The sequence below is a fragment of the Mangrovimonas sp. ST2L15 genome, assembly GCF_001280515.1.
In the GTDB taxonomy this organism is placed as follows: domain Bacteria; phylum Bacteroidota; class Bacteroidia; order Flavobacteriales; family Flavobacteriaceae; genus Mangrovimonas; species Mangrovimonas futianensis.
Map to the genome: position 1 here is coordinate 977,407 of NZ_LBIQ01000030.1, position 24,663 is coordinate 1,002,069.

Here is a 24,663-nt window from a genome sequence, read left to right on the forward strand (position 1 = left end):
AAATATCATGCAAAAATAATGATAATCTGCTCATGCTATTAACCGAAAGCTATTGCTTTTCTCTATTTATAGATATTTACTTTTCCGTTTTTATGATGATGGAGGCTGATTTCAATTTTTTTCCTTTTACCGTCAGTTCCATGCTTCCTGCTGTGTTGGTTGACTTCATTGAAACTACCAGTTTGCCGCTAAACAGCTTCATAGTTGGTTCATGAAACAATTCTAAAGATGTGGCATCCCCATTACAGGCGGCTCTATAGGAACCATTTCCGGTGACATTAAATTCTAATTGGTTGGTGGCAGTCGGACAGGGATTTCCATTTTTATCAACTACTGAAACAGTAACAAATGCTAGGTCTTCACCGTTCGCTTTTATGGTTTTGGAATCCGGTTCCAAAACAATTTGATGGGGCTCGCCAGCAGTTGTGATTTCTTTTTCAGCTACCGCTTTACCATTTTGATCCAGTGCAACAACCTTTAAGGTTCCAGGTTCATATTTGACATCCATCCACATGAGACGATATCGATTCTGAGGTGTTTTGTCATTTTTCTTTTGTATTCCTAAACTTTTTCCATTCAAAAACAATTCAGCTTGGTCAAAACTGGTGTAAACAAAAACTGGGGTGGTCTCGCCTTCACGCCCTTCCCAGTTCCAATGAGGTAAAATGTGCAAAGTTTCATCTTGGGTGTTCCAGCGACTTCTGTATAGGTAATAACGATCTTTGGGTAAACCTGCTAAATCATTGATGCCGAAATAGGAGCTTCGTGATGGCCAGACTTCATCATATGGGGTTGGTTCGCCAAGATAGTCGAATCCAGTCCAAACAAATTCGCCAATAACCCAAGGTTTATCATCCTGTAAAATGAAATCCTCGTCTGGTAAATTAGACCAACTGCAATATTCTAGATCGTAAGAGGAGGATTGAAAGTCATCATATTGTTTCATGCTGGCAATTTCTACTGGGAACTTGTAAATGCCTCTTGAACTCACTGTGGAAGCAGTCTCCGAACCTAAAATAAATCCTTGGGGAAATTTTTCATAAGCTTCTTCGTAGAGGTGTACCCGGTAGTTTAATCCTGGGACATCCAAAAGTGCTCCAAATCCAGATTCCATTACCGCTTTAACTTGGTCCATGCCTACAGTAACCGGCCTGGTAGGGTCTTCTCTATGAAAAATATCTTGAAGCCATTTGGCACGTTTGACTCCTTCTGTTCCCCATTGATCAGGGACTTCGTTGCCCGAACTCCACATAACAATAGAAGGGTGGTTTCTGGTTGCTCTTACCAGGTTGACGACATCTTTTTCGGCATACTCGTCAAAATATAAATGGTAGCCATTGTCAACTTTAGGCTTTTTCCACTCATCAAAACTCTCTGCCAAAAACAAGAATCCCATCTCATCACATAACTCCAGTTGCTCAAAAGAAGGCATGTTGTGCGAACTTCTTATTGCATTGGCTCCCATGTCCTTTAAGATTTTAAGTTGACGTTTTAGTGCAGACCTGTTGACAGCAGTTCCTATTGGGCCTAAATCGTGATGAAGACAAACTCCTTTAAATTTTGTGATTTCTCCATTTAGGCTAAACCCTGTTTTTTGATCATATTGAATGCTTCTTATTCCAAATTTTGTTGTAATAACATCCTGTAACTCATTTGAAGAGAATAATCTAGTAACAGCTGTGTATAAATGTGGCGTTTCCGGACTCCATAACATAGGATTTTTAACAAGGAAATTTTGATCGAATTCATCATTAAAAATAGTTTCACTAACATTTGAGTCCATTGTAATACCATCTGGGCCTATGATATCTGTAACGATACGTAAATTTTCTCCACTTACTTTGGTCTTAATATTGACCTTGCCTAAAGTTGTATTGGCAATGGGCGTGGTGATGAAAGTTCCCCATTGGTTAATGCTTGTTCTGTTTTTAACAATGATTTTTACATTTCTATAGAGTCCGGCACCTGGGTACCATCTTGAGGAAAGTCCTTTGTTGTTTAACTTAACGGCAAGCGTATTGTTTTCAGAAGAGACATATTCGGAAATATCAAAATAGAAATAAGCGTATCCATATTTCCATTCGCCTACCTTCTTGCCATTAATATATACTTCAGGTTCACTCATGGCTCCTTCAAATAGGATGAGTACTTTTTTATTTGGGTCATAATTTGGGATCTTAAAGTGATTTCGATACCAAGCTTCACCAATATAAGGTAAGGCACCGGTTCGACCTGTTTTTTCAGTAGCCACTTGTTCGCCGTTTTGCTCTATCGCTACATTCTGTTTGTCTATTTCCTTGTCAAAAGGACCATAAATAGCCCAATCATGAGGAACGGTTACATGTTCCCATTTTCGATCATCAAAATCTGGATTTACTGCTTGCGGATGATGTCCTTTTTGAAACGTCCATCCTTGTTTTAAAGTGAGAATTTCTCGAGTTTGGGATTGTATGGACAATCCATAAAACAAGCATATGATGAATAAGAACTTTATTTTGTTTGAATTTTTCATTAGTTATTTGTTTGTGAGCCGTTATAAAACTGCATGCCTAAATTAGCTTTGTTGTTATGATCAAATAGGGTGGCGTTATCCCAATGGGAGCCTTGTCCCCAGAGCGTGGAACAATCGGTAGAAACCCAAGCGGGTTCCCAATAAATAATACCTTCTCCACCAGCCTCCTTGACCACGGTTTCAAGTTGTAGGAGATAATTTAATTGTCCTTCCTGGGTCGCTGGGAAGCCATTAATTAAGGCATCTGAACCCAAAATATTGTTAGCTGCATCAGCATTGTCTAATGTAAATGGATAGGCGGTTTCCACAATCATTAATTTTTTATCGTAGGTAGAAATTAAGGAAGAAAGGGCTGAGCCTACATTGTTGAGGTCATATGAAGACCATATTGGGTAATATGACAACCCAATCCAATCATAATCCGTGACTCCGTTTGCTGTTGCTTGTTCAAACCACCATATGCCATTTTCAGGTTGTGCAATATGGAGCATGATTTCAATGTCTATTGAATGTTGTTGAGAGAAATCACGAATAGCTTGGATACCTTTGTTTAGTAAAAAGGAATTGCGATTCCAGTCAATGGGCCAAACCAAATCACCTTGTTGTAAGATCATGCCATTGATTTCGTTTCCAACTTGAACCATGTCCGGATTTAACCCTGAATTATTTAAGTCATTTAGGGTTACTAAAGTATAATCATATAATAAGGAGCCTAAATCTGTTGTGTTGTTAATTTCTGGAATCCAAGCTGCAGGGATTTCTTGGGTTTCAGGGTCTGCCCAAGTATCAGAATAATGGAAATCCAGTAGTACTTTTATCCCCAGATATTTGGCTCTTTGAATGGTTTGTTTGACGTCTTCTATATTGGAGTAATTGGTCCAAGTGGGGTTGTGCCATAAACGAACGCGTACCAAGTTGGTTCCTGCATTTGTAAAAATCTGAAATGGGTCTTGAACCTCGTTGTTTGTGTTTTTATAAGTCGCTCCACAATCTTCCATTTCGTTTACATATGAGAGGTCTGCGCCGTAGTAAAAGAAATCTTCAGAAGGGGTAGGATTATTTGGCTGTTCTTCCAAGTTATCTTCACTGCTAGAGCATCCTATAAGACTAAATACGGTAAACATTATAAATATGGGTGTTTTGAAATATTGTATCATATTCTTATTTAATTATCTCAAATAACAAGGATTTGATAATTTGAACATTGTTTGTTTACAAATTTAAAAATAATTATTAAAAAACCCTACCAGTACCTACCAGTTTTTTGTATCTTTGTGAAATGAATTTAATTTCAATCAAGGACAATATCGGTATTCCTAAATACAAGCAGATTGTAGCTTCAATTGAGGATGCTCTTTTGGCTGGGTTATTGAAAAAGGGAGATAAATTACCGTCTATTAATAAAGTGAGAAATCAATTTGATTTATCGCGAGATACTGTCTTGATGGCTTTTAATGAGCTCAAGATGAGAGGTATTGTGGAGTCTGTATCAGGAAAGGGATATTATATAAAAAGTGAAGACGTTACGGTGAAGCAAAAGGTCTTTCTATTTTTTGATGAGTTAAATGCTTTTAAGGAAGATATTTACAATGCCTTTTTAGAAGAATTGAGTCCTCAATTTCAGGTAGACATCTTTTTTCATCATTTCAGTTATGACGTTTTTAAAAAACAAATTTCAGATAATGTAGGGAGCTACAACTATTATGTGATCATGCCAGCCAATCTTGAGAATGTTGCTGATGTGTTGGCCTTATTGCCTGAAGAGAAAGTCTTTTTATTAGATCAAACCAATGCCTCTTTAATAGATTATTCGGCTATTTATCAAAATTTTGAAAAGGACATGTCAGATAAACTGACTTTGGCAATGTCTCAAATCAGTAAATATGAAAGAATCGTATTGGTTTATTCGCCAGCCAAACAACCTCACGGCATGTTAAAGGGGTTTCAAAATTTTATCAACTCAAATCAGATACAAGGAGAGGTTATTTCCAGTTTGAAAGAACGTCCTTTGGCTAAAGGAGAGGTTTATGTGACTTTAGACGATAGGGATTTGATTGTTTTGATAAAAAAAATGAACGAACAGCAACTGGAATTAGGCTCCGATATTGGGGTTATTTCTTATAATGACACCCTATTGAAAGAGGTTGTCGGTAATGGAATTACTACCATTTCTACAGATTTCAAATTAATGGGAACAACCTTGGCCAATATGATAAAAAATGGAGAACAAGGTCAAGTTGAAAATCCTAGTCAACTAATCATAAGAAAATCTTTATAAAATGAATGCAATTATAAAAGATGACATTGTAAAGAAATTTAAACAACGCTTCCCTAATGACCCCATTGTGGTTAAATCTCCGGGAAGGATTAATTTAATTGGGGAGCATACCGATTATAATGAGGGCTATGTGTTTCCTGCAGCTATAGATAAAGGCATAACAGCAGCTTTTTCAAAATCAAAAAATGCTTTTTGTACCATTGTTTCATTGGATTTTGAAGAGGTTATGGAGCTGCATTTAGATGATGTAAAGGCTATTCCTAAAGGTAATTGGAGAAATTACATCATTGGAGTAGTGGGGGAGATACAGAAAAAAGGAATTCAATTGGAACCTTTTGATATGGTATTTACGGGCGACATTCCTAAAGGTGCTGGGTTGTCATCATCGGCGGCATTAGAAAATGCAGTTGCTTATGGACTTAATGACTTGTTCGATTTGGGCTTGTCCAAGCATGAACTCATTTTTATTTCGCAAAAAGCAGAACATCATTATGTGGGTGTACGGTGTGGAATCATGGATCAGTTTGCGAGCATGTTTGGTGAAGAAGACAGGGCTTTATTGTTGGATTGCAGAAACTTGGAATTCAAAACCTATCCATTGGAATTTGAAGATTATCAGGTGATGCTAATTAATACCAATGTAAGTCACAGTTTGGTAGATGCTGAGTATAATGATAGGAGAGCTGTTTGTGAAAAAGTAGCCAATTTGTTGGATGTGCCTTTTCTTCGTGATGCCAACGAAGCTTCTCTTTATCAAATAAAGGATCAATTGACTGAAGTGGAATATCAAAAAGCACTTTATGTCATTCAGGAAAATGACCGTGTTTTAAGAGCTGGGAAAATGTTGGAAGATGGAGATTTGCAAGGTTTTGGAGAATTGCTTTTTGAAGCGCATGGTGGGATTCAGCATCAATTTAAAGTGAGCTGTCCCGAACTTGATTTTTTGGTTGAAAAAGGTAAAGCGCATCCCGATGTCATTGGATCTAGAATGATGGGAGGAGGCTTTGGAGGCTGCACCATCAATATATTAAAGAAGGATGCAGTCGCATCTTATTCCGAAGAAATTTCAAAACAGTATAAAGATACATTTGGTAAAGATTGTTCCATATATTTTGTGAAGTTATCACAAGGAACACATAAAATTTAATTGTCATGGAAAACGATATTCAAGATTATTCCCATAAAAGATACAACCCATTGACAGGAGAATGGGTGCTAGTTTCACCGCATCGTGCCAAAAGACCTTGGCAAGGGCAACAAGAAGAGCCTTCAAAGGAGGTTAGGCCAAAACATGATTCCAGTTGTTATTTGTGCTCTGGAAACACAAGGGCCAATGGAGAGGTAAATCCTTCTTATGAAGATGTGTTTGTGTTTGTGAACGATTTTTCCGCATTACAAAAGGATTCCAAAAAGTTTTCAGTGAACAACGGACTTATTCGTGCTGAAGCAGAACAGGGTATTTGTAAGGTGATTTGTTTCAGTCCAGATCATTCCAAAAGTCTAGCTGATATGGCTGTTGAAGACATTCAAAAAGTCGTTTTTACTTGGCAAAAGGAGTTTCAAAGCTTACGTGAGAATACCAATATCAATTATGTACAGATTTTTGAAAATAAAGGAGCTGTCATGGGATGTAGCAATCCACACCCACACGGACAGATTTGGAGTCAATCGACCCTTCCTAATGAAGTGGTTAAAAAGGATAACCAACAAAGCGCTTATTTTCAAGAGAATGGGAGAACGCTTTTAGCCGATTATCTAAAGCAAGAACTGGAACTCAGGGAACGCGTTATTTTTGAAAATGAAGCTTTCGTGGTTTTGGTTCCGTTTTGGGCGATTTGGCCTTACGAAGCTATGATTGTTCCTAAAAAGCATCAAAAAGATATTTTGGAAATGAGTCAAGAGGAGACTTTGATGTATGCCGAAGCTATTTCAGTGCTTACCAAAGTTTACGATAGGTTGTTTCAAACCTCATTCCCTTATTCCAGCGGTATTCATCAAGCACCATGTAATGGGCAAGATAATGCACATTGGCATTGGCATATGAGTTTTTATCCGCCTTTATTACGCAGTGCTACCGTTAAGAAATTTATGGTGGGTTATGAAATGTTTGGGATGGCCCAAAGGGATATAACTCCAGAAACGGCAGCGCAAACTTTAAGACAGTTATCAGAAAAAATGTAATCCAAAAAGATGGTTATGCGTTTGTTTAAATTCCTTTTCGCTTTTTTATTTGTGCACTTAACTTTCGGTCAAAACAATGATGTGTTTATTGATCAAAACGGTGTTATGAGATGGGAAATAACTAAGGAAGAGGTTCACGGCTTTGGGGTGAATTATACGGTGCCTTTTGCCCATGCTTATAGGTCGGCAAAAAAAATGGGTGTGAATCCCAAAGAGGCAATTTTAAATGATGTGTACCATTTTAAAAGATTGGGTTTTGATTTGTATCGCGTTCATGTTTGGGATACCCAAATTAGTGATGAAATGGGGAATTTGATAGAAAATGAATACCTAGAAACTTTTGATTTTTTATTGAAGACTTTAAAAGATCACGGAATGAACTACGTGATTACACCCATTGCTTTTTGGGGTGATGGTTGGCCAGAACCAGATTCTAATACGCCAGGGTTTTCAAATAAATATGGGAAAGGTGATTGCTTAACAAATCCGGAAGCCATTAAAGCTCAGGAAACCTATCTCTTTCAATTTTTGAACCATGTGAATCCTTATACAGGTGTAGCTTATAAAGACGAACCCAACTTAATAGCTTTTGAAGTTAGTAACGAACCTCACCACAGGGGTAGTGAACAAGAGGTCACTGCTTTTGTCTCAAAGATGGTTAAAGCTATACGGAATACGGGTACTAAGAAGCCCATATTTTATAATATGAGTCACGCCGTACATTTTATGGATGGCTATTTTGAAGGAGGTGCTCAAGGAGGAACTTTTCAATGGTATCCTACTGGTTTAGGTTATGGCAAGGAATTAGGTGGAAATCTATTACCCAATGTCAATGAATATAACATGCCATTTGATTCTGTTATCAAGAAGCGTCACGGAGCTAAATTAGTTTATGAGTTTGATGCGGCTGACGTGGGACGATCATACATTTACCCAGCGATGGCACGAAGTTTTAGGGAAGCAGGTATACAAATAGCGACTCATTTTTCCTATGACCCCACATTTTTGGCCTATGCCAATACCGAATATAATACGCATTACATGAACCTTAATTATACGCCTCAAAAGGCTTTGGCGCTAAAGATTTGTTCTGAAGTGTTTCACGAGGTCCCAATGTATGCCAATTTCGGAATGTATCCAGGGAATAAGACCTTTAGCGATTTTATGGTGAGTTATGAAATGGATCTCGCGGAATATAATACAAACGAAAAATTCTTTTATACCAATTCAACAAGCTCTCAACCTAAGAAGCTGAAAAAGCTTAAAGAAATTGCAGGTTTTGGAAATTCAGAAGTAGTAAAATATGAGGGATTGGGGGCCTATTTTTTAGATAAATTAGATGATGGAGTTTGGCGATTAGAAGTGCAGCCTGATGCTGTTTGGGTAGCAAATCCTTTTGGAAGAAATAGTTTAGATAAAACTGTGGGCGTTATTCAATGGGAGACAAGAGCCATGTCCTTGTTTTTACCTGATTTGGGCTCTGAGTTTTCGATTGAGGCTATTAATGATGGAAATTCATATTCTGCAAGTGCTGTAGAGCAGTCTTTCAGTATACAACCTGGAACTTATATTGTAAGTAAGAAAGGAGTCGAAGAATCATGGGAGCATTCAACGGATTTTAAATCTTATCCAATCAATCATTTTTATGCACCACAGTCAAACGTCGAGAGGGCTTATTTGAAACATGACCCTTTGGAAGAGGTTTCTGATTCTGGTGATTTAAATTTAAAGGTTCAGTATATAGCTCCTAAGAAACCTAAACAGATCAAATTGATAGGATTTACTCCTAAAGGGCGATTGAATTTGGATTTTAATGAGGTGGTGCCTTATCAGTACGAAGTCGTTATTCCAAAAGGTCAATTGGCACATGGTTATTTAAATTATTACTTAATGGTTGATTCAGGAACGGAAACCATGACTTATCCTGCCGAAAGTAAGAAACAGCCAACCGCTTGGGATTTTTATCAAAGCAAATCCTATAAAACCAAAATAGTTTCTTCATCATTTCCGGTTCATTTGTTTGATGCAAATCGGGATTCTGAAGAACTTGTTATCCCTTGGCGTAAAGGCTTACAGTTAGTTCCAACCGAGAATTTCAATGAAAGTGCCTACCAAATTCGTTTGGAACATATTTTTGTGCCAGATGAAGAAAATAGGAATGCTGCGCCCATCTATGATTACTCTTTTAAACAGGTAGTAATAAAATCGCTTGAAGAAAGAAAAGCCAATTTAGACTGTAAGAAAACCTTGGTTTTTAGAGGGCAATCGCTAGATGGAAAGACGGGAAAATTACAGATTGCATTAGTGATGAAAGATGGTTCGGCGTTTGGAGGGCTTATAGATTTGGAACCAGAGGTAAAGGATTACGAGTTGCCATTGGCCAGTTTGAAACCAGTAAAAACTGTGACTTTACCGCGTCCTTATCCCAGCTTTTTACCCTATTATTTTGAACATCAAAATCAAACTAGTTTTAATATCCATTCAGTTGAAAGTGTTCAATTTTCTATTGGTCCAGGAATGGAAGAAAGCGAGTTGCAGAAGCCTCAAGGTATTTCAGTTATCGGAGTCTTTTTAAAATAGCTAATTCTTTACAAGTTTTCCTTTAGCAATAGCACCTTGTGTATCCATAGCTTCTAAAAACAAAATCATGACGTGCTACATAACTATAATCGTCATCATATTCTTCCCAGGTTTGTGATTGTAGCTCATGAAAAGGGAATATGCATAGGGCAAGCAAGCAAAGGGTGTGGATAGCTGTCTGAGTGAGGGACTTGGTTGACATAACTTGATATTTAGTAAAAAGGTATGATAAATTTGGGCATTTCAGAATTAAAATCGATAAATATTTTTAATATTCGGTTAGTTGTCAAAACATTAAAAAAGGCTTCCAGAATTCTCTGGAAGCCTTGGTGCTTAAAGAAGGAGTTTTCAAATAAATCAGTTCTTTATAAGTTTAGTGGTGAAAAGCTGTCCTGAGTTGTTTGAAACTTTAACAATGTACATTCCTTTCGATAAGCTTGAAATATCGAATTGTTGCCCCTTTGTTAGAGCGCCATTTTGAGTCAATACTATTTTTCCTTGAAGGTCATAGATTTGAATTTCATTAATATCTATAGACAATTGAAAACTCTCACTAGTAGGATTCGGGAATAATTGAACCTGTTGCGTGAAGAATTCATCTGTGCTTAGATTTTCTGTTTGAGTATACAATCTATATTCACCTGCTTCTAAGGTTAAAGATGCCGTTGGATTTGAAACGCTTAAATTGTTTCCGGTGAAAAATTCATACCAAACTCCTGTACTAGGGAAATTAGGATTCACAGTTTGTGTGGTCACATCAAAATTAGCAACTACTACCACGTCTAGGGAGCCTTCTGAGTCATATAGATTTATTCTTTTAACCAATCCTGAGACATCCAAAACGTAATTATCAGTGTTAAATGTAGTAGGGAATTCTTTCTTTAGATTGATCATTTGTGCAGTCACATTATAAAGGTCTAATCGGTTACTTTCCGTATTATATCCTAAAGTCCAAATATCTGGTTTGGGTTCTAATCTACATGAATTGTCAACGGTTCCGTTGCCTGGGCAATAGTTAATGGAATAATCATATCCCATTTCACCAAATTGCCAAACCATTTTTGGTCCTGGTATACTATAAAATATAGCGGTTGCAGCTTCTTGTCTATTTAAGGCAGTGTTTAAATCAGTGACATCATAGCTTCCATTGGAATTTCCATATTCCAAGTTTTTATACATCAAGCGCTCCTCATCATGACTTTCCATGTAAACTACTAGATTTGGATTGTCCCAACCTCGATTTTCATAAGATGCCCAAGAAATATCGGTGTTTCCACTCCAACCCATGGTGTTCTCATTAAAGCTATAATTCATATTTCCCCATAGCATTATTCCATAGTTTGCTAATTCGGTTTCTTCAGAATTGTCAGAAAGATGCTCGAAAATAACATAGGCTTCATTCTCAGGATCATTCGCCCAAACATGATCTGCGTAAGCTTTTAGATTAGCAATTCTACTTGCATCATAGGCACTTGCCCAATTGTCTGCTCCATAGTATAGGGTGTTAGAAAAACCTTTTGTAAAGTCGAATCTGAAACCGTCTACTTGGTATTCGTTCATCCAAAAACTAAGAACATCATTGAAAAAGTTAACCGTAAAGTCAGACTCGTGATCGAAATCATAACCCCAATGCGCACTTGTGTTGTCCACAAGGTTATGGTATTGATTGTAATAAGGGTTGTCGGTTGCTGGAATTCCGTTGGCATTATCCCAATACATTTGAACCAAAGGTGATTGTCCATAAGAATGGTTGAAAACCACATCTACGATGACAGCAATACCTCTTTCGTGGCATTCATCAACAAATTCCTTGAAACTGTTTTTTGTGCCATAGGCTTTGTCTAAAGCCATATAAAAGGAAGGATTGTAGCCCCAGCTTATATTTCCTTCAAACTCATTAATAGGCATTAATTCTACTGCATTAACCCCTAGGTTTTCTAAATAATCTAATTGCGAAATAGCGCCTGAATAGGAAGCAGCGTCTGTAAAGTCTCTAATTAATAATTCATAAATGATTAAATTTTCTTGATCTGGTTTGCTGAAGTTGGTAACCTGCCATGAATAGTCGGGTTCTTGTGAGTTTAGAAGGCTCACAATACCTTCAGCTCCAGATGGGTAACTGGGTAAGTTTGGGTAGATCTCACTTGGAATATAAATGTCATTATTCGGATCTAAAATGGTGGTTGAATAAGGATCTGCAATGGTGACAACTGGAGAAGAATTGGTTGGAACATCAGTATAATCTCCTACCAAATATTGATATGTATAATTTTCTCCCGGCGTTAGTCCTGTTAATTCAATCCAAAATTTAGAAGAAGAATCGTCCTTTTTCATGGCATAAGGATTACTAACCTCCCAATTGTTAAAACTACCTACGACATAAACAAAATCTTTGTTTGGAGCCTCTAATACTAAAATAGCAGAGGTCGCATCTTCTTCGTTATAATTTATACCGTTGCTTAAGTTTTCAGGCAATGCTTCAGTTACAGTGTTATCTACATAAATGGTGAAAAATTTCGAAATACTATTTGATCCTTGAGTGACCACAAGTTCACATTCTTGGTTTTCCTGTAAATTGGTAAATAGATAACCATTGTAAAAAGAAGTGTCGTTTTGGGTATGTACGCTTACGCCATTTGCAAATAACTCGTAGTTGGCATTACCATTGGAATTAGTAGCTAAGATTTGAGTGCTTCCACCGTTTTCCACAGCTAATAAACCATTTGCACTGTTTGGAGGATTAATCATGGTTACTTGAAATGCTCCAACATTCAAAAAGAAATCTCCACAGTCTGTAGCTTTCAATTCTTGACTTCCATCTTCATTTCTGAAAACCATTCCCATTTTTGTAGCCTGTGAAGCTTGGGTTTCAGTTAAGCCAAAATAAATTTCTGGTGTCAATGTGATGCTCCAGGTTCCATCCCCGTTACTGCTCATTTCTCCAACACCATCATCTTGCCCCCAATTACCAATCACATTGAATCCCCAAGGGTTGTTGTCATCACCAATTCCGGCATGCAAATATACTTTAGTCGGGTTGTTGAAACCATTACAATTAGTATCGTTACTATTGGCGTCTATGGTTATGGTTACCTCTTGGTCTACAATTATAGGGCTTGGATCAGTGGTAAGTTGACCAAAACTTATAAAGGTTAGGAAAAAGAGTAATATAAAAAGGGTATTTTTTTTCATAGCAAATCTGATTTTTGAACAAAAAGGCCTACAATAGATAAGTATTTTATTGTAGGCCTTTTTCATTTTAAAAAATATGTTATTGGTATGGATTTAGAGTAATTGTAGGAGGATCAACACTGAAATTAACTGTAATGTTATATGTTCCAGCTTCTACCGCGATATTTGCTCCATTCAATTCCAGAGTTCCATCTGCTCCATCATCACCATAATTTACGGCCCAATTATCGTTTTGTCTAACTTTAATTTCGCCAGCTATTAATTCGGCACCATGGATGTAGAAGAAACCTTCATTAATTCCAAAGTCTGGTAAAAACTTTTGATCTGGTCCGTCCCAACCATTGGGTGTTGCACTTCCAACCAATCCCCAAACATCTGTTTCCTCTAGGGTATAGGTCAAGTTATTAAGGTCTAAGGTTACCAAATAATGACCAGCTGTAACAGGAATGTTATCTCCACCTTCATCTAAAGTTCCGTCTAATCCAGAATCTCCATAATTCAAGCCCCAGTCATTGCTTCTTCTGAATTTAATCTCTCCTTCTATTAGGGTAACAACTGCTTTCCAATTGTTTTGGTATGGATTATATGTAAACTGTGCATCTGGTCCATCCCATCCATTAGGTGCGGCACTACCCACAATTCCCCAGGAATAAGTTTCCATGGTGTAAGTTAGGGTGTTTAAATTCATTAAGATTCTGTAAGAACCAGCAGTAACAGGAATGTTATCTCCTCCATCATCTAACGTACCATCTAATCCAGTATCGCCATAATTTAAGGTCCAGTCATTATTTTCCCTAAACTTGATTTCACCATCTCTTAAAGTTACATAAGCAACTAATACACCTGATTCACTTGTTGTATAGAAAGGTAAATCTGGTATGTCTGGAGTTCCCCATCCTCCTGGAGTTGCACTTCCTACCACGCCCCAAGTAGTAGATAAATCTAAAACTGAGGAGTAAGGAGTTACAGTTAACGTAACAGGATTTGATACGAATATTTGAGAACTACTTAACCTAGTTTCGACACGAATGTCTACAGCATCTTCTACTAGAGGTTCAAGTTCTAATGAAAGGAGTTTACTGTTCAATTCTTGAACTGTAAAGGTTTTTTCCATTTCTACTCCAGCACTTACTGCTTGAGCATCGGTAAAATCACCACCAACATGATCAATTAATACGCGATATGTAGGAGCTGCAGCAAATCCAAATTCCGGCGAGGTCCATGATACAGTCACCGCATCATCTGGAGCTGTTTCTTCAGTCAATACTACTGAGCTGGTAGACAGGCTTACAGTCGTATTGGCATTTTCATTGAGCATCACATGCTCTACATCGTCACATGACGATGCTACCAAGAGGATGCTCAAAAATAAAATAGCTTTATTTATAATTGTTTTCATAATCATTTTTTTAGTAACCATTATTTTGTGATAGGTTAGAATTAACCGTTAAAATACTAGTTGGAATTGGGAAAATATTACGGAAGTCACCTACAGAAGTTCCTTCAGGGTCATTTCCTTTAAAAGGCCAAGTGTAAGCACCTGTTGTAAAGTAGTTATAACGTACTAAATCTGTTCTTCTTTGCCCTTCCCAGTATAATTCTCTTGAACGCTCATCTAAAATAAAATCTAGAGTTAAATCTCCACTAGAAATATTTCCTGACGCATTTCCATAAGCTCTTTCTCTAATTTGATTAACTAGGTTAAGTGCCAAGTTCATATCTCCAGCACCACCTCTTAAAGTAGCTTCGGCATAATTCAAATATATTTCTGCGGTTCTGATAAGAGGTAAATCTGTTGAAGCGAATTCCCCATTAGGATCGTTTCCTTGGTTTCCGTTTGAATCAATGTTCTTGAATTTAGTCACGGCATAACCATCAGTAAAAGTACCTATGTCTTCTATCTCTAAATTTTGACCATTAGTATAGAACATACCTCTTTTGTCACTAGTGAATAAATCCAATGTGTATGTGAAATTATTTAGGTCTAAGGTTACAAAATAGGTCCCAGCAGAAGGAACAGGGATGTTAGCCCCACCAGCTTCTAATGATCCATTATTGTCATTATCTCCATAATTATTTCCCCAATCTTCATTAAATCTAAACTTAAGTTCCCCAGCAGATAAATCGGCATACAAAGCAAATGTGTTTGTTCCTGTTTGGTACATTTCCATGTCGGGTCCATCCCATCCGTTGGTTGTTGCATCACCAACTAATCCCCAGTCAGACAATGAACCTAAAGAATTATTCAGGTCATTGATGTCAACGGCAAATTTGTTAACCAAGTTTTTAGTAGTTCTTAAACCTGCCCATCCACCATTCACGCCATATTCACTGGCAATCATAGAGCCACCTATTGAGGCATGAACCAAGAAAGTGGTCCCTCCATAAGTTTGGGAGTTAATTCCGTCAAAATTGGTAACGAAAATGAATTCGTTTTGAGCTCCATTAGAATTGTTGTCTGCTAAGAATAATTCATCATATGCTGTGCCATTGTTATTAGCATCAGTGGTATTCAAGCTATATGAAGAGTTAATCACATTATTAGAAAACGTAACACAATCAGAATATCTTGGGGTATTAGTCCAAACTTCAGAATTTAAATACAACTTTGATAATAAAGCCCATGCTGCAATTTTGTCAACACGACCATATTCATTAGAATCTGGAAGTAAATTTTGGATATCCAATAATTCAGATTCCACAAAGTTGAATAAGTCTTGTCTATTACTTTGGGTAGGTAGATTAGTTGTTACCGTAGTTTGTAATGGAACATTTGCATAGAAATCAATCAAATTATAATAAGCAAACGCTCTCAAAAATCTTGCTTCGGCAATATAATCGGTTACTACCTCATCCTGTAATAATGAAGCATTTTCAATAAATGAATTACAGAAAGAAACTTCTTGTGCTAATCTAAAGTACATAGCTTCAGAGAAGTCATTACTTCCAGACCAATACATACCGTGTAAATCAGGTAGTCCCGGGTCACCCCATCCAACTACCGCATGGTCTGTGGTAAGTTCGTTTAAATTGAATAGCATTCTGGTATATTGTGAAAATCCTTCGTCAATATCGTTTGGATCTAAATCTGGATCACCTGCAGGACCAGATTGCCCGGTTAAAGCATAACCAGCATATAATTTAGCCAAGGCGCTTTTAGCTTCTTGGGCATTAGCGTATACATCCTCTTCTGTGAAGGCGTCTGGGTCAATTGGAGACTGGTCTAAGTCATCATGACACGACACTAGCCCAAGAGATAAGGTTAATACGCTTACAAATAATTTTAAATAATTTTTCATTTTACAATTTTTTAAAAGTCAACATTTACTCCAAAAACAAATGATCTTGGTCTTGGATAGAAATTATTGTCAATTCCTCCAGCGATTTCTGGATCTAATCCATCATACTCAGTAGCAATTAATAAATTTTGCACTGAACCATACAGCCTAATTGTGGTATCCTTTAAGGCTTTATCAAGAGTGTATCCTAATGTGATGTTGTCAATCTTAAAGAAGGAAGCCTCTTGGATAAAATGATCACTTAAAGCCGTTCTATCAACAAAAGTGGTAAAACCAGAATTGTAATAATCTGCATGGATATTATTTAATAAACCAGCATTGATAGTTGCTCCTGATCTAATTCCTTTACTAGCTGCCACATCATTATACATATAATTACCTATACTGGCTCTCGTTTGAACTGAAAAGTCCCATTTTTTGTAATTAACATTAGCATTAAGACCCATTAAGATATCGGCATATGGACTTTCTTTAATATATCTATCTTCATCATTGATGATTCCATCTCCATTTCTATCAACGAAAACACCTTCAATTGGTTTTCCACTAGCATCATATACCTGTTGATAAACCAAAAAGCTTGAAGCTTCCTCACCTTCACGATGTACCTGAACATTATTACCTACCCCAGTAGAAATACCACCGTGTGGCTGATCTACAGGTAAATTGGTGATTTGGTTATCGTTGAAAGCGATGTTGTAGTTTAGGGAAACTGTTAGGTTGTCATTTCTTACTGCATCTACATCCAAGTTGAATTCAATCCCTTTATTTTCCATATCACCTATATTTTTATCAATACGGTTACTGAAATTGGTAAAAGGATCAATAAGAGCCGTAGCAATCATGTCTTGAGTTTCTCTCATATAGGCATTAACCAAACCAGAAACTCTACCATCCCACAGACTGTAGTCTAAACCAAGGTTAAATGATTTTCCAACCTCCCAACGAAGATCTGGGTTGTAAGGTTCAGGTCTGTATGTTTGATAGAAAGAATTCCCAAATTGATACTGTGCAGAATCATTGGTTCCTTGATATCTAGTTAAAAATTGGTATGGTGCCAAATCACCTACGTTAGCAATTTCTCCATATCCTACTCTCAATTTTAACAAATTGAAGGTAGAGTTTTTCATGAAGTTTTCGTCGCTAATTTTCCATGCTAAAGCAGCCGATGGGAAATATCCCCAACGATCATCAGGGTTAAGTTTTGAAGATGCATCAGCTCTCAAAGAAGCAGTTAATAAATACTTGCCTTTGTAATCATAGTTTAATCTACCGAAGTAAGATAAAAGGACATCCATACTTTTATCTATGAATGTAGCTCTATTTCCTAATTGGTCTGCCTCACTATCATAACTAATATTGTCATACTCAAAAGATTGGTAAGAATACCCAGCCACAACATTTAAATTGTGTTTATCTTGAATTGATTTCGCATAGGTTAAATAGGAATCAAAGAGTTTACTGGTAGTAATATTTGAATATTTGTTATAAGATCCATCCCAGTTTGAACTGGCGTTTGGCATAAACTCAGAAACGATAATTCGGCCATTACTATTAGATTTATCTAAACCAACATTTACAGTAGCGGTTAAATCAGGAAAGAAATGAAGTTTATAGTCTACTTTCGCATTCCCAACAAAACGTCTTACTTCTGCCGTATCACTTCTTAGGTTAAGAAGGGCTAATGGGTTAGTAGGGGCTAAACTATTTTGAGTTCCTTCATTATTCAACCATGCAAAATATCCTGCATAAGGTGAATTGGCATCATAAATAGATTGAGTAGGATCAAACAGTATAGCAGAACCGATGGCACCTCTATCAGCAAAGGCATTTTCTGTATAAACACCTCTAGCATTTAATTCTAATTTTAAATGATCATCAAGCAAAGAAGGTGTAAAGGATACTGATCCTGTTGCTCTGCTTAAGTTATCTCCTTTTAAGATACCATCATGGTCAGAATAACCTACAGAAGCTCTCATTGGTATACCAAAAGCATTTCCTAAAGCACTGAAGTTATGATCAGACCCCACCGCAAAGGTGTAAATTTGATCTTGCCAATCGGTATTAGAATTTCCTAACAATCCAATTTGATCATCAGTACCATAAGTATTGATTAAATCTCTAAATTGATCTGCCTCTAAAACATCCACTGTATTTATTACATTATACATGGTAGTTTGAGTGCTAGCGTTGAATTTGAATCCGGTGTCTTTACCTTTTTTTGTTGTAATCAAAATAACCCCATTAGCTCCTCTTGACCCATAGATAGCAGTTGAAGACGCATCTTTAAGAACTACGAAGCTCTCAATATCATTTGGGTTCAAAAAGTTTAATGGGTTTCTAGCACCACCTACTCCACCAGAAATAGGCACTCCATCAACTACATACATAGGTTCACTTGTTAAGGATAATGATCCCACACCTCTAATTCTAATAGATTGTCCTTCACCTGGCGCTCCACTATTGGAAGTTACACTTACCCCAGCAACTTTACCAGTAATAAGTGATTGTGCCGATACAATCGGGCCTTTGTTGAAATCCTTGGAGGTTACCAAGTCTGTGGTACCCGTCAAATCTTCTTTTTTAACGGTTCCATAACCAACAATTACAACCTCGTCTAACTGGGCTGCATCTTCTTTAAGTAGGACATTTAGAGTTTGTTGTCCTGAATAAATAATTTCTTGAGTCACATAACCCACATAAGAGAAAACGATGGTTTCACCTTCATTGACATCAATTTGATAATTTCCATCAAAATCTGTGGCGGTACCTCGAGTGGTTCCTTGAACAAGGACGTTAACTCCCGGTAGAGGCAATGACGATTCCTCAGTTACTACTCCCGAAACTGTTGTTTGACCTATAAGAAAACTAGGTAAAAGCAGTAACGAAAACAGTAAGCCATTAAAAATTGTTTTCATAAAATAATTTTGAATTAGTCTGATTTTGTACTTGTTAAATTAGTTTATATTTTCACTTCTCGATACTAAACTATTGTAAAATTATTTATTTAAGTGGCTCATAATTATGATAAATATCACTCAAACGTTTTCGTGTTGAAAACTTTCTAAAAATTAAGGATTTTTATTGTCATTGACAAGAATTTGCCATATCTACAAAAAAACATTAGTATTTTTATGGTTTCAAAAACAAATGGATGAAGAGAAAAGTCACTTTAAAGCAAATTGCGAAGGAATTGGATGTGTCCATTTCTACTGTTTCTAAAGCCTTGAGAAACAGTAAGGAAATTGGTGAGGATACCCGTGAAAAAGTGCAGGCTTTTGCTAAATTATATAACTACAAACCCAATAATATTGCGTTAAGTCTCAAGAATAAGAAAACTAAGACTATTGGTATAATCATTCCTGAAATAGTTCATCATTTCTTTTCTATGGTCATACGTGGGATTGAGGTGGTTGCCAATCAAAGGGGGTACAACGTAATTGTAGGGCTTTCAAATGAATCTTTCGATAAGGAGGTGATAAATATGGAAATGCTGGCCAATGGGAGCATAGATGGTTTTATACTATCGATTTCCAAAGAGACTCAGTTGAAACAAGATTTTCATCATTTTCATGAAACCATTAATCAAGGAATGCCCATCGTGATGTTTGATAGAGTTGTTAATGATGTCAAATGTGATAAGGTTATTGTAGATGATTTTAAAGGATCAAAGAAGGCTGTGAGTAAGCTGTTGGAAAACGGTTGTAAGAATGTTGGTTTGATTACTACAATGGATTATGTGAGCGTTGGGAAGTTGAGAACGCAAGGATATCTGGAATCTTTGGAAGATAGAGGTATTCAACCAAAATCTGAACTTATATTAAAGGTGGTTGAAGAATTGGATTCTGAAGACCATTTGGAAGATTTGGAGGCTGAGGTAGAGCAACTTTTCATCAACAATCCTGAAATAGATGGTGTCTTTGCTGTAAACGAACTCTATGCATTGACAGCTATGAAAGTGGCCAAGAAAATGGGGAAATCCATTCCAGAGGAGCTTCAGGTTATCGGGTTTACAGATGGAGTGCTTTCCAAACATGCAACTCCTAGTTTATCTACAATCAAACAACATGCTGAAGAGATGGGAGCTAAATCAGCAGAGTTATTGATCGATAGATTAGAACTTGAAAAAGAAGATGATCGCTATGAAACCGTTGTATTAGAGACAGAGCTTATCTTAAGGGAATCAACAAAATAGACATTTTTACAAAAGCATAACAAAACTTTTGTATCTTTGAGCCCTATTCAAAACTTATATTTTCACTTCTCACCATAAGTTTTGATAAGTTTTCGCTTGTCAAAATAGTATTAATCAAAACATACTATAATGAAAAAGCGTTCCTTAAGTTTCTGGGAAATCTGGAACATGAGTTTCGGTTTCTTGGGGATACAAATGGGATTTGCCCTACAAAATGCTAATGCCAGCAGAATTTTACAAATTTTTGGAGCAGATGTTCATCATCTGTCTTGGTTTTGGATTGTAGCACCACTTACTGGTTTGATTGTTCAGCCAATAATTGGTCATTACAGTGATAAAACATGGACCAAATTGGGAAGAAGACGTCCTTATTTCCTTACTGGAGCTCTTTTGGCTTCCATAGGACTGGTCTTAATGCCAAATGCTGATATGTTCACTGCATTTATGCCCGCCATTTGGGTAGGTGCAGGGATGCTGATGATCATGGATGCCTCCTTTAATGTCGCTATGGAACCATTTCGGGCGTTGGTGGCAGATAACCTTAGAACTGATCAAAGGACTTTAGGCTTTAGTATTCAGACCGTACTTATAGGTTTGGGTGCTGTTGTAGGGTCTTGGTTGCCTTATGTTTTGACAAACTTTTTTGGAGTTTCCAATTCTGGAACAGATGGAAGTGTTCCTTTTAATTTGTTGTTGTCATTCATTATTGGTGCTGTTGTTTTGGTTGTAAGTGTTTTAGTAACCGTAGTCAAAACCAAAGAGTATACCCCAGAGGAAATGGAACAGATGGCAGACCCTGATGACATTCCTGAGGATGAAAAATCCAGTTTAATGGATATTTTTTCAGATTTCGCAAAAATGCCACAAACCATGAGGCAATTGGCTTGGGTGCAATTCTTTTCTTGGTTTGGACTTTTTGGAATGTGGGTGTTCTCAACACCTGCTATAGCTCATCACATTTATGGATTACCAGTGTCAGATACACATAGTGAAACCTATCAGAATGCTGGGGATTGGGTAGGCGTATTATTTGGTGTTTATAACTTAATATCTGCCATTTTTGCCTTCTTTTTGCCAGTAATCGCTGCTAGAATAGGTAGAAAATTAACGCATGTTATTTCGTTGGTTATTGGAGGGCTGGGATTAATTTCCATGTATTTTGCTCCTAATCAATACTGGTTAATTTTATCTATGGTTGCTATAGGTATTTCCTGGGCAAGCATTTTGGCAATGCCATATGCGATTCTCGCGGGATCTATACCTGCTCGAAAAATGGGAGTTTATATGGGGATCTTTAACTTCTTTATTGTGATTCCCCAAATTATCAATGCCTTCATAGGAGGGCCAATTGTGAAATATTTTTACAACGAAAATGCCATGTTAGCTCTTGTTACAAGTGGTGTTAGCTTTTTAATAGCAGCACTTTTAGTGAGAAGAGTGAAAGATGTGGACGAAATAATAGAAACAAAAAATGCATAAAAAAGGATTCATATTTGACTTAGATGGAGTCATAGTAGATACGGCCAAATACCACTTTTTGGCATGGAAGAATTTGGCTAATAATATGGGTGTTGATTTTACCGAAATCCAAAATGAACAGCTGAAAGGTGTTAGTAGAGTCAAATCCTTGGAAAAGATTTTGAATTGGGGGAACAAGAGTGTTTCTGAAGAAGAATTCATGGAATTGATGGCTATTAAGAACGAGGAATATCTAGGCTATATCAACAAAATGACAGAAGAAGAAATTTTGCCAGATGTTCCTAAAATACTGAGTTTTCTTCAAGAGGAGAATCAAGGAATTGCTTTGGGTTCTGCCAGTAAAAATGCAAGGACTATTTTAAATAAGGTTAAGCTATTTTCTGTATTTGAAACTATTGTAGATGGGAATGATGTATCTAAAGCCAAACCCAATCCAGAGGTATTCTTGATAGGAGCACAAAAGCTAGGGTTAGACCAGCATGATTGTATTGTGTTTGAAGACTCAGTTGCAGGTATCAAGGCAGCCAACAATGCAGGGATGATTTCTATAGGAATTGGAGATAAGAATATTCTCCATGAAGCAGATTATGTGTTTAAAGATTTTACCGAAATCTCAACAGATTTCATTAAAGAATTAATTGAAAAATGAATCAAGATTATATAAAGCCAGATAGTTGGTCGATTATTGAGGAAGGATTTGAGCCGGCAAGAGTGAAGTCCTCTGAAAGTTTATTTAGCATTGGAAACGGTGCCATGGGTCAACGAGCTAATTTTGAAGAACAATATACCGGACCAACCTTTCAAGGGAGCTATATTGCTGGGGTGTACTATCCTGATAAAACCCGAGTAGGTTGGTGGAAAAATGGTTATCCAGAATACTTTGCTAAGGTGTTGAATGCTCCCAATTTTATTGGAATCAATGTTTTTGTGAATGGTGAAGCCTTGGATTTAAATACATGTAAAAATGTATCCAACTTTAGAAGGGAACTAAACATGAAAGAGGGTTGGTTATCCCGAAGTTTTGAGGCGATTTTACCTAATGATTTGGAGGTAAAAGTAGAAGCCTTACGCTTTTTAAGTTTGGATTTGGATGAGGTGGGAGCTATTAGATTTTCTGTGACCCCTTTGAATTCCGATGCAGAGGTGACTTTTGAGCCTTATTTGGATTCAGGTATTCACAATGAAGACTCCAATTGGGATGATCAATTCTGGAACACAACTAATGTGGCATCTGATGGCGAACGTGGCTTCATTGAAGCACATACCATGAAAACGCATTTCCATACCTGTACATTCATGCAATCCATGTGTTTTAAGGATGGTAGTAAATTGGATGTAACTCCTACAAAAGAAATTTCAGAAACTCGAATAGGTTTCACTTATAATATATCTGCCAAACAAAATGAAACTGTAAGTATTGAGAAGTTTGCAGGGTACACGGTAGACCGATATCATGATAAAAGTGAGTTAATTACAGCTGCTGGAAATGCATTGCAAAAGGCCATAGAACTTGGATTTGAAGGCATGCTAAAAGCTCAAAAGGAAGCATGGGCCAAGATTTGGGAAATGGCAGATATTACCATTGAAGGGGATGTTAAAGCACAGCAAGGAATCCGTTTCAATATTTTACAATTAAACCACACCTATTTAGGGAAAGATGCTCGTTTGAATATAGGTCCAAAGGGATTTACTGGCGAAAAATATGGAGGAAGTACCTATTGGGATACCGAAGCTTACTGTTTGCCTTTTTACATGGCGACCAAAGATCAACAGGTAGCCAGAAGTTTGTTGGAATATCGCTACCATCATTTAGAGAAAGCCATTGAGAATGCTGAAAAACTTGGTTTCAAAAATGGAGCGGCTCTTTATCCTATGGTGACTATGAATGGCGAGGAATGTCATAATGAATGGGAGATTACTTTTGAAGAAATCCATAGAAATGGAGCCATTTCTTTTGCTATTTTTAATTACCACCGTTTTACGGGAGACTACAGTTATATTCCAGAAAAAGGATTGGAAGTGTTGATAGGAATTGCCCGTTTTTGGCACCAACGTGCTAATTTTTCAGGAAATCATAATAAATATGTGATTTTAGGGGTGACCGGGCCCAATGAATATGAAAACAATGTAAATAATAACTTCTACACCAACTATATTGCTCAATGGTGTATCCAATATGCCTTGGAAAATATTGACATTGTTAAAAGTGAATATTCCGCAGATTATGATAGAATTATGGATAAATTAAAGCTATCAGATCCTGAATTGGCTGATTGGAAAAAGGTTGCCGATAACATGTATTTCCCCTATTCTGAAGAGCACCAAGTGTATTTGCAACAAGATGGCTTTTTGGATAAAGAGCTTATTACTGTTTCTCATTTGGATAAAAGTCAAAGACCAATTAATCAACATTGGTCATGGGATCGCATTTTAAGGTCTCCATATATTAAACAAGCTGATACGCTTCAAGGGTTTTACTTCTTTGAAGATCAATTCAGTGATGAAGAATTAGAAAGACACTTTGATTTTTATGAGCCTTTTACGGTACATGAAAGTTCCTTGTCCCCTTGTGTTCACAGCATTCAGGCAGCCAAATTAGATAGAATGGAGCAAGCCTATACGTTTTATTTAAGAACCTCACGCTTAGATTTGGATGACTACAATAAAGAAGTTCATGAAGGTCTTCATATTACTTCTATGGCTGGTACATGGATGAGTATTGTTGAAGGATTTGGAGGAATGAGAGTCAAGAATGATACCTTGTCTTTTGAACCTAAAATTCCAGAACAATGGACAGGTTATTCATTTAAGATCAATTTTAGAAATCAAATTTTAAAGATAACAGTAGACCAATCTGGAGCTCACTTTGAGCTGGAAGGCGACAAGGATCTCGAGATTTTGGTGTCTGGGAAACCAGTGATGGTATCTCCAAAATAGAAACTAAGAC

Annotated in this window: 15 protein-coding genes; 8 read left to right on the plus strand and 7 right to left on the minus strand. The window is 36.9% G+C overall.

Features of this window, described 5'->3' with window-relative positions; translation table 11 throughout:
- Positions 1–76: 76 nt before the first annotated feature.
- Both ZA07_RS08245 and ZA07_RS08250 read right to left on the minus strand, forming a co-directional pair.
- On the minus strand, positions 77–2,512 hold the full coding sequence (locus tag ZA07_RS08245; RefSeq protein WP_082316548.1) for a DUF4982 domain-containing protein: 2,436 nt from the start codon (positions 2,510–2,512) through the stop codon (positions 77–79).
- Positions 2,512–3,669: a glycosyl hydrolase 53 family protein gene (locus tag ZA07_RS08250; protein WP_053971225.1), complete on the minus strand. Its 1,158-nt coding sequence runs from the start codon at positions 3,667–3,669 to the stop codon at positions 2,512–2,514. The genes ZA07_RS08245 and ZA07_RS08250 overlap by 1 nt, the downstream gene beginning before the upstream one ends.
- Before the next feature lie 122 nt (positions 3,670–3,791).
- Here ZA07_RS08250 and ZA07_RS08255 point away from each other — a divergent pair, with 122 nt between their 5' ends.
- The 4 genes from ZA07_RS08255 to ZA07_RS08270 are packed head-to-tail and all read left to right on the plus strand — an operon-like array spanning position 3,792 to position 9,551.
- Positions 3,792–4,790, plus strand: a complete 999-nt coding sequence (locus ZA07_RS08255) for a winged helix-turn-helix domain-containing protein (RefSeq protein ID WP_053971226.1) — start codon at positions 3,792–3,794, stop codon at positions 4,788–4,790.
- Position 4,791: 1 nt separating this feature from the next.
- Positions 4,792–5,937 carry a galactokinase gene (gene galK / locus ZA07_RS08260; RefSeq protein ID WP_053971227.1) on the plus strand — a complete coding sequence of 382 codons (1,146 nt, stop codon included), beginning with the start codon at positions 4,792–4,794 and terminating at the stop codon, positions 5,935–5,937.
- 5 nt (positions 5,938–5,942) lie between these two features.
- A complete protein-coding gene (locus ZA07_RS08265) occupies positions 5,943–6,971 on the plus strand; it encodes a UDP-glucose--hexose-1-phosphate uridylyltransferase (RefSeq protein WP_053971228.1) in 1,029 nt (342 codons plus the stop codon).
- A gap of 15 nt (positions 6,972–6,986) precedes the next feature.
- Positions 6,987–9,551: a cellulase family glycosylhydrolase gene (locus tag ZA07_RS08270; protein ID WP_197276713.1), complete on the plus strand. Its 2,565-nt coding sequence runs from the start codon at positions 6,987–6,989 to the stop codon at positions 9,549–9,551.
- A 22-nt stretch (positions 9,552–9,573) separates the two neighbouring features.
- Here the strand turns inward: ZA07_RS08270 and ZA07_RS16015 are convergent, their stop codons facing one another.
- From ZA07_RS16015 to ZA07_RS08290, 5 genes are all read right to left on the minus strand, one after another.
- Complete coding sequence (locus ZA07_RS16015; protein ID WP_157492100.1) at positions 9,574–9,753, minus strand: hypothetical protein; 180 nt, start codon at positions 9,751–9,753, stop codon at positions 9,574–9,576.
- 155 nt (positions 9,754–9,908) lie between these two features.
- A complete protein-coding gene (locus ZA07_RS08275; protein WP_197276714.1) occupies positions 9,909–12,743 on the minus strand; it encodes an alpha-amylase family glycosyl hydrolase in 2,835 nt (944 codons plus the stop codon).
- 79 nt (positions 12,744–12,822) lie between these two features.
- Positions 12,823–14,142, minus strand: a complete 1,320-nt coding sequence (locus tag ZA07_RS08280; protein ID WP_197276715.1) for a SusE domain-containing protein — start codon at positions 14,140–14,142, stop codon at positions 12,823–12,825.
- A gap of 10 nt (positions 14,143–14,152) precedes the next feature.
- Complete coding sequence (locus ZA07_RS08285; RefSeq protein WP_053971232.1) at positions 14,153–16,042, minus strand: RagB/SusD family nutrient uptake outer membrane protein; 1,890 nt, start codon at positions 16,040–16,042, stop codon at positions 14,153–14,155.
- A gap of 11 nt (positions 16,043–16,053) precedes the next feature.
- Complete coding sequence (locus ZA07_RS08290) at positions 16,054–18,960, minus strand: TonB-dependent receptor (RefSeq protein WP_053971233.1); 2,907 nt, start codon at positions 18,958–18,960, stop codon at positions 16,054–16,056.
- A gap of 236 nt (positions 18,961–19,196) precedes the next feature.
- On the opposite strand from ZA07_RS08290, the gene ZA07_RS08295 reads away from it, so the two are divergent.
- The 4 genes from ZA07_RS08295 (at position 19,197) to ZA07_RS08310 (ending at position 24,653) form a co-directional block, all read left to right on the plus strand.
- Complete coding sequence (locus ZA07_RS08295; RefSeq protein WP_053971234.1) at positions 19,197–20,237, plus strand: LacI family DNA-binding transcriptional regulator; 1,041 nt, start codon at positions 19,197–19,199, stop codon at positions 20,235–20,237.
- Between the two features lie 129 nt (positions 20,238–20,366).
- Positions 20,367–21,716, plus strand: a complete 1,350-nt coding sequence (locus ZA07_RS08300; RefSeq protein WP_053971235.1) for an MFS transporter — start codon at positions 20,367–20,369, stop codon at positions 21,714–21,716.
- The gene (gene pgmB / locus ZA07_RS08305) at positions 21,709–22,365 is read left to right on the plus strand and encodes a beta-phosphoglucomutase (protein ID WP_053971236.1); all 657 of its coding nucleotides are present in this window, start codon (positions 21,709–21,711) and stop codon (positions 22,363–22,365) included. The genes ZA07_RS08300 and pgmB overlap by 8 nt, the downstream gene beginning before the upstream one ends.
- Positions 22,362–24,653 (plus strand): glycoside hydrolase family 65 protein, encoded by a 2,292-nt coding sequence (locus tag ZA07_RS08310; RefSeq protein ID WP_053971237.1) that lies wholly within the window; start codon positions 22,362–22,364, stop codon positions 24,651–24,653. The genes pgmB and ZA07_RS08310 overlap by 4 nt, the downstream gene beginning before the upstream one ends.
- The last annotated feature ends 10 nt before the right edge of the window (positions 24,654–24,663 follow it).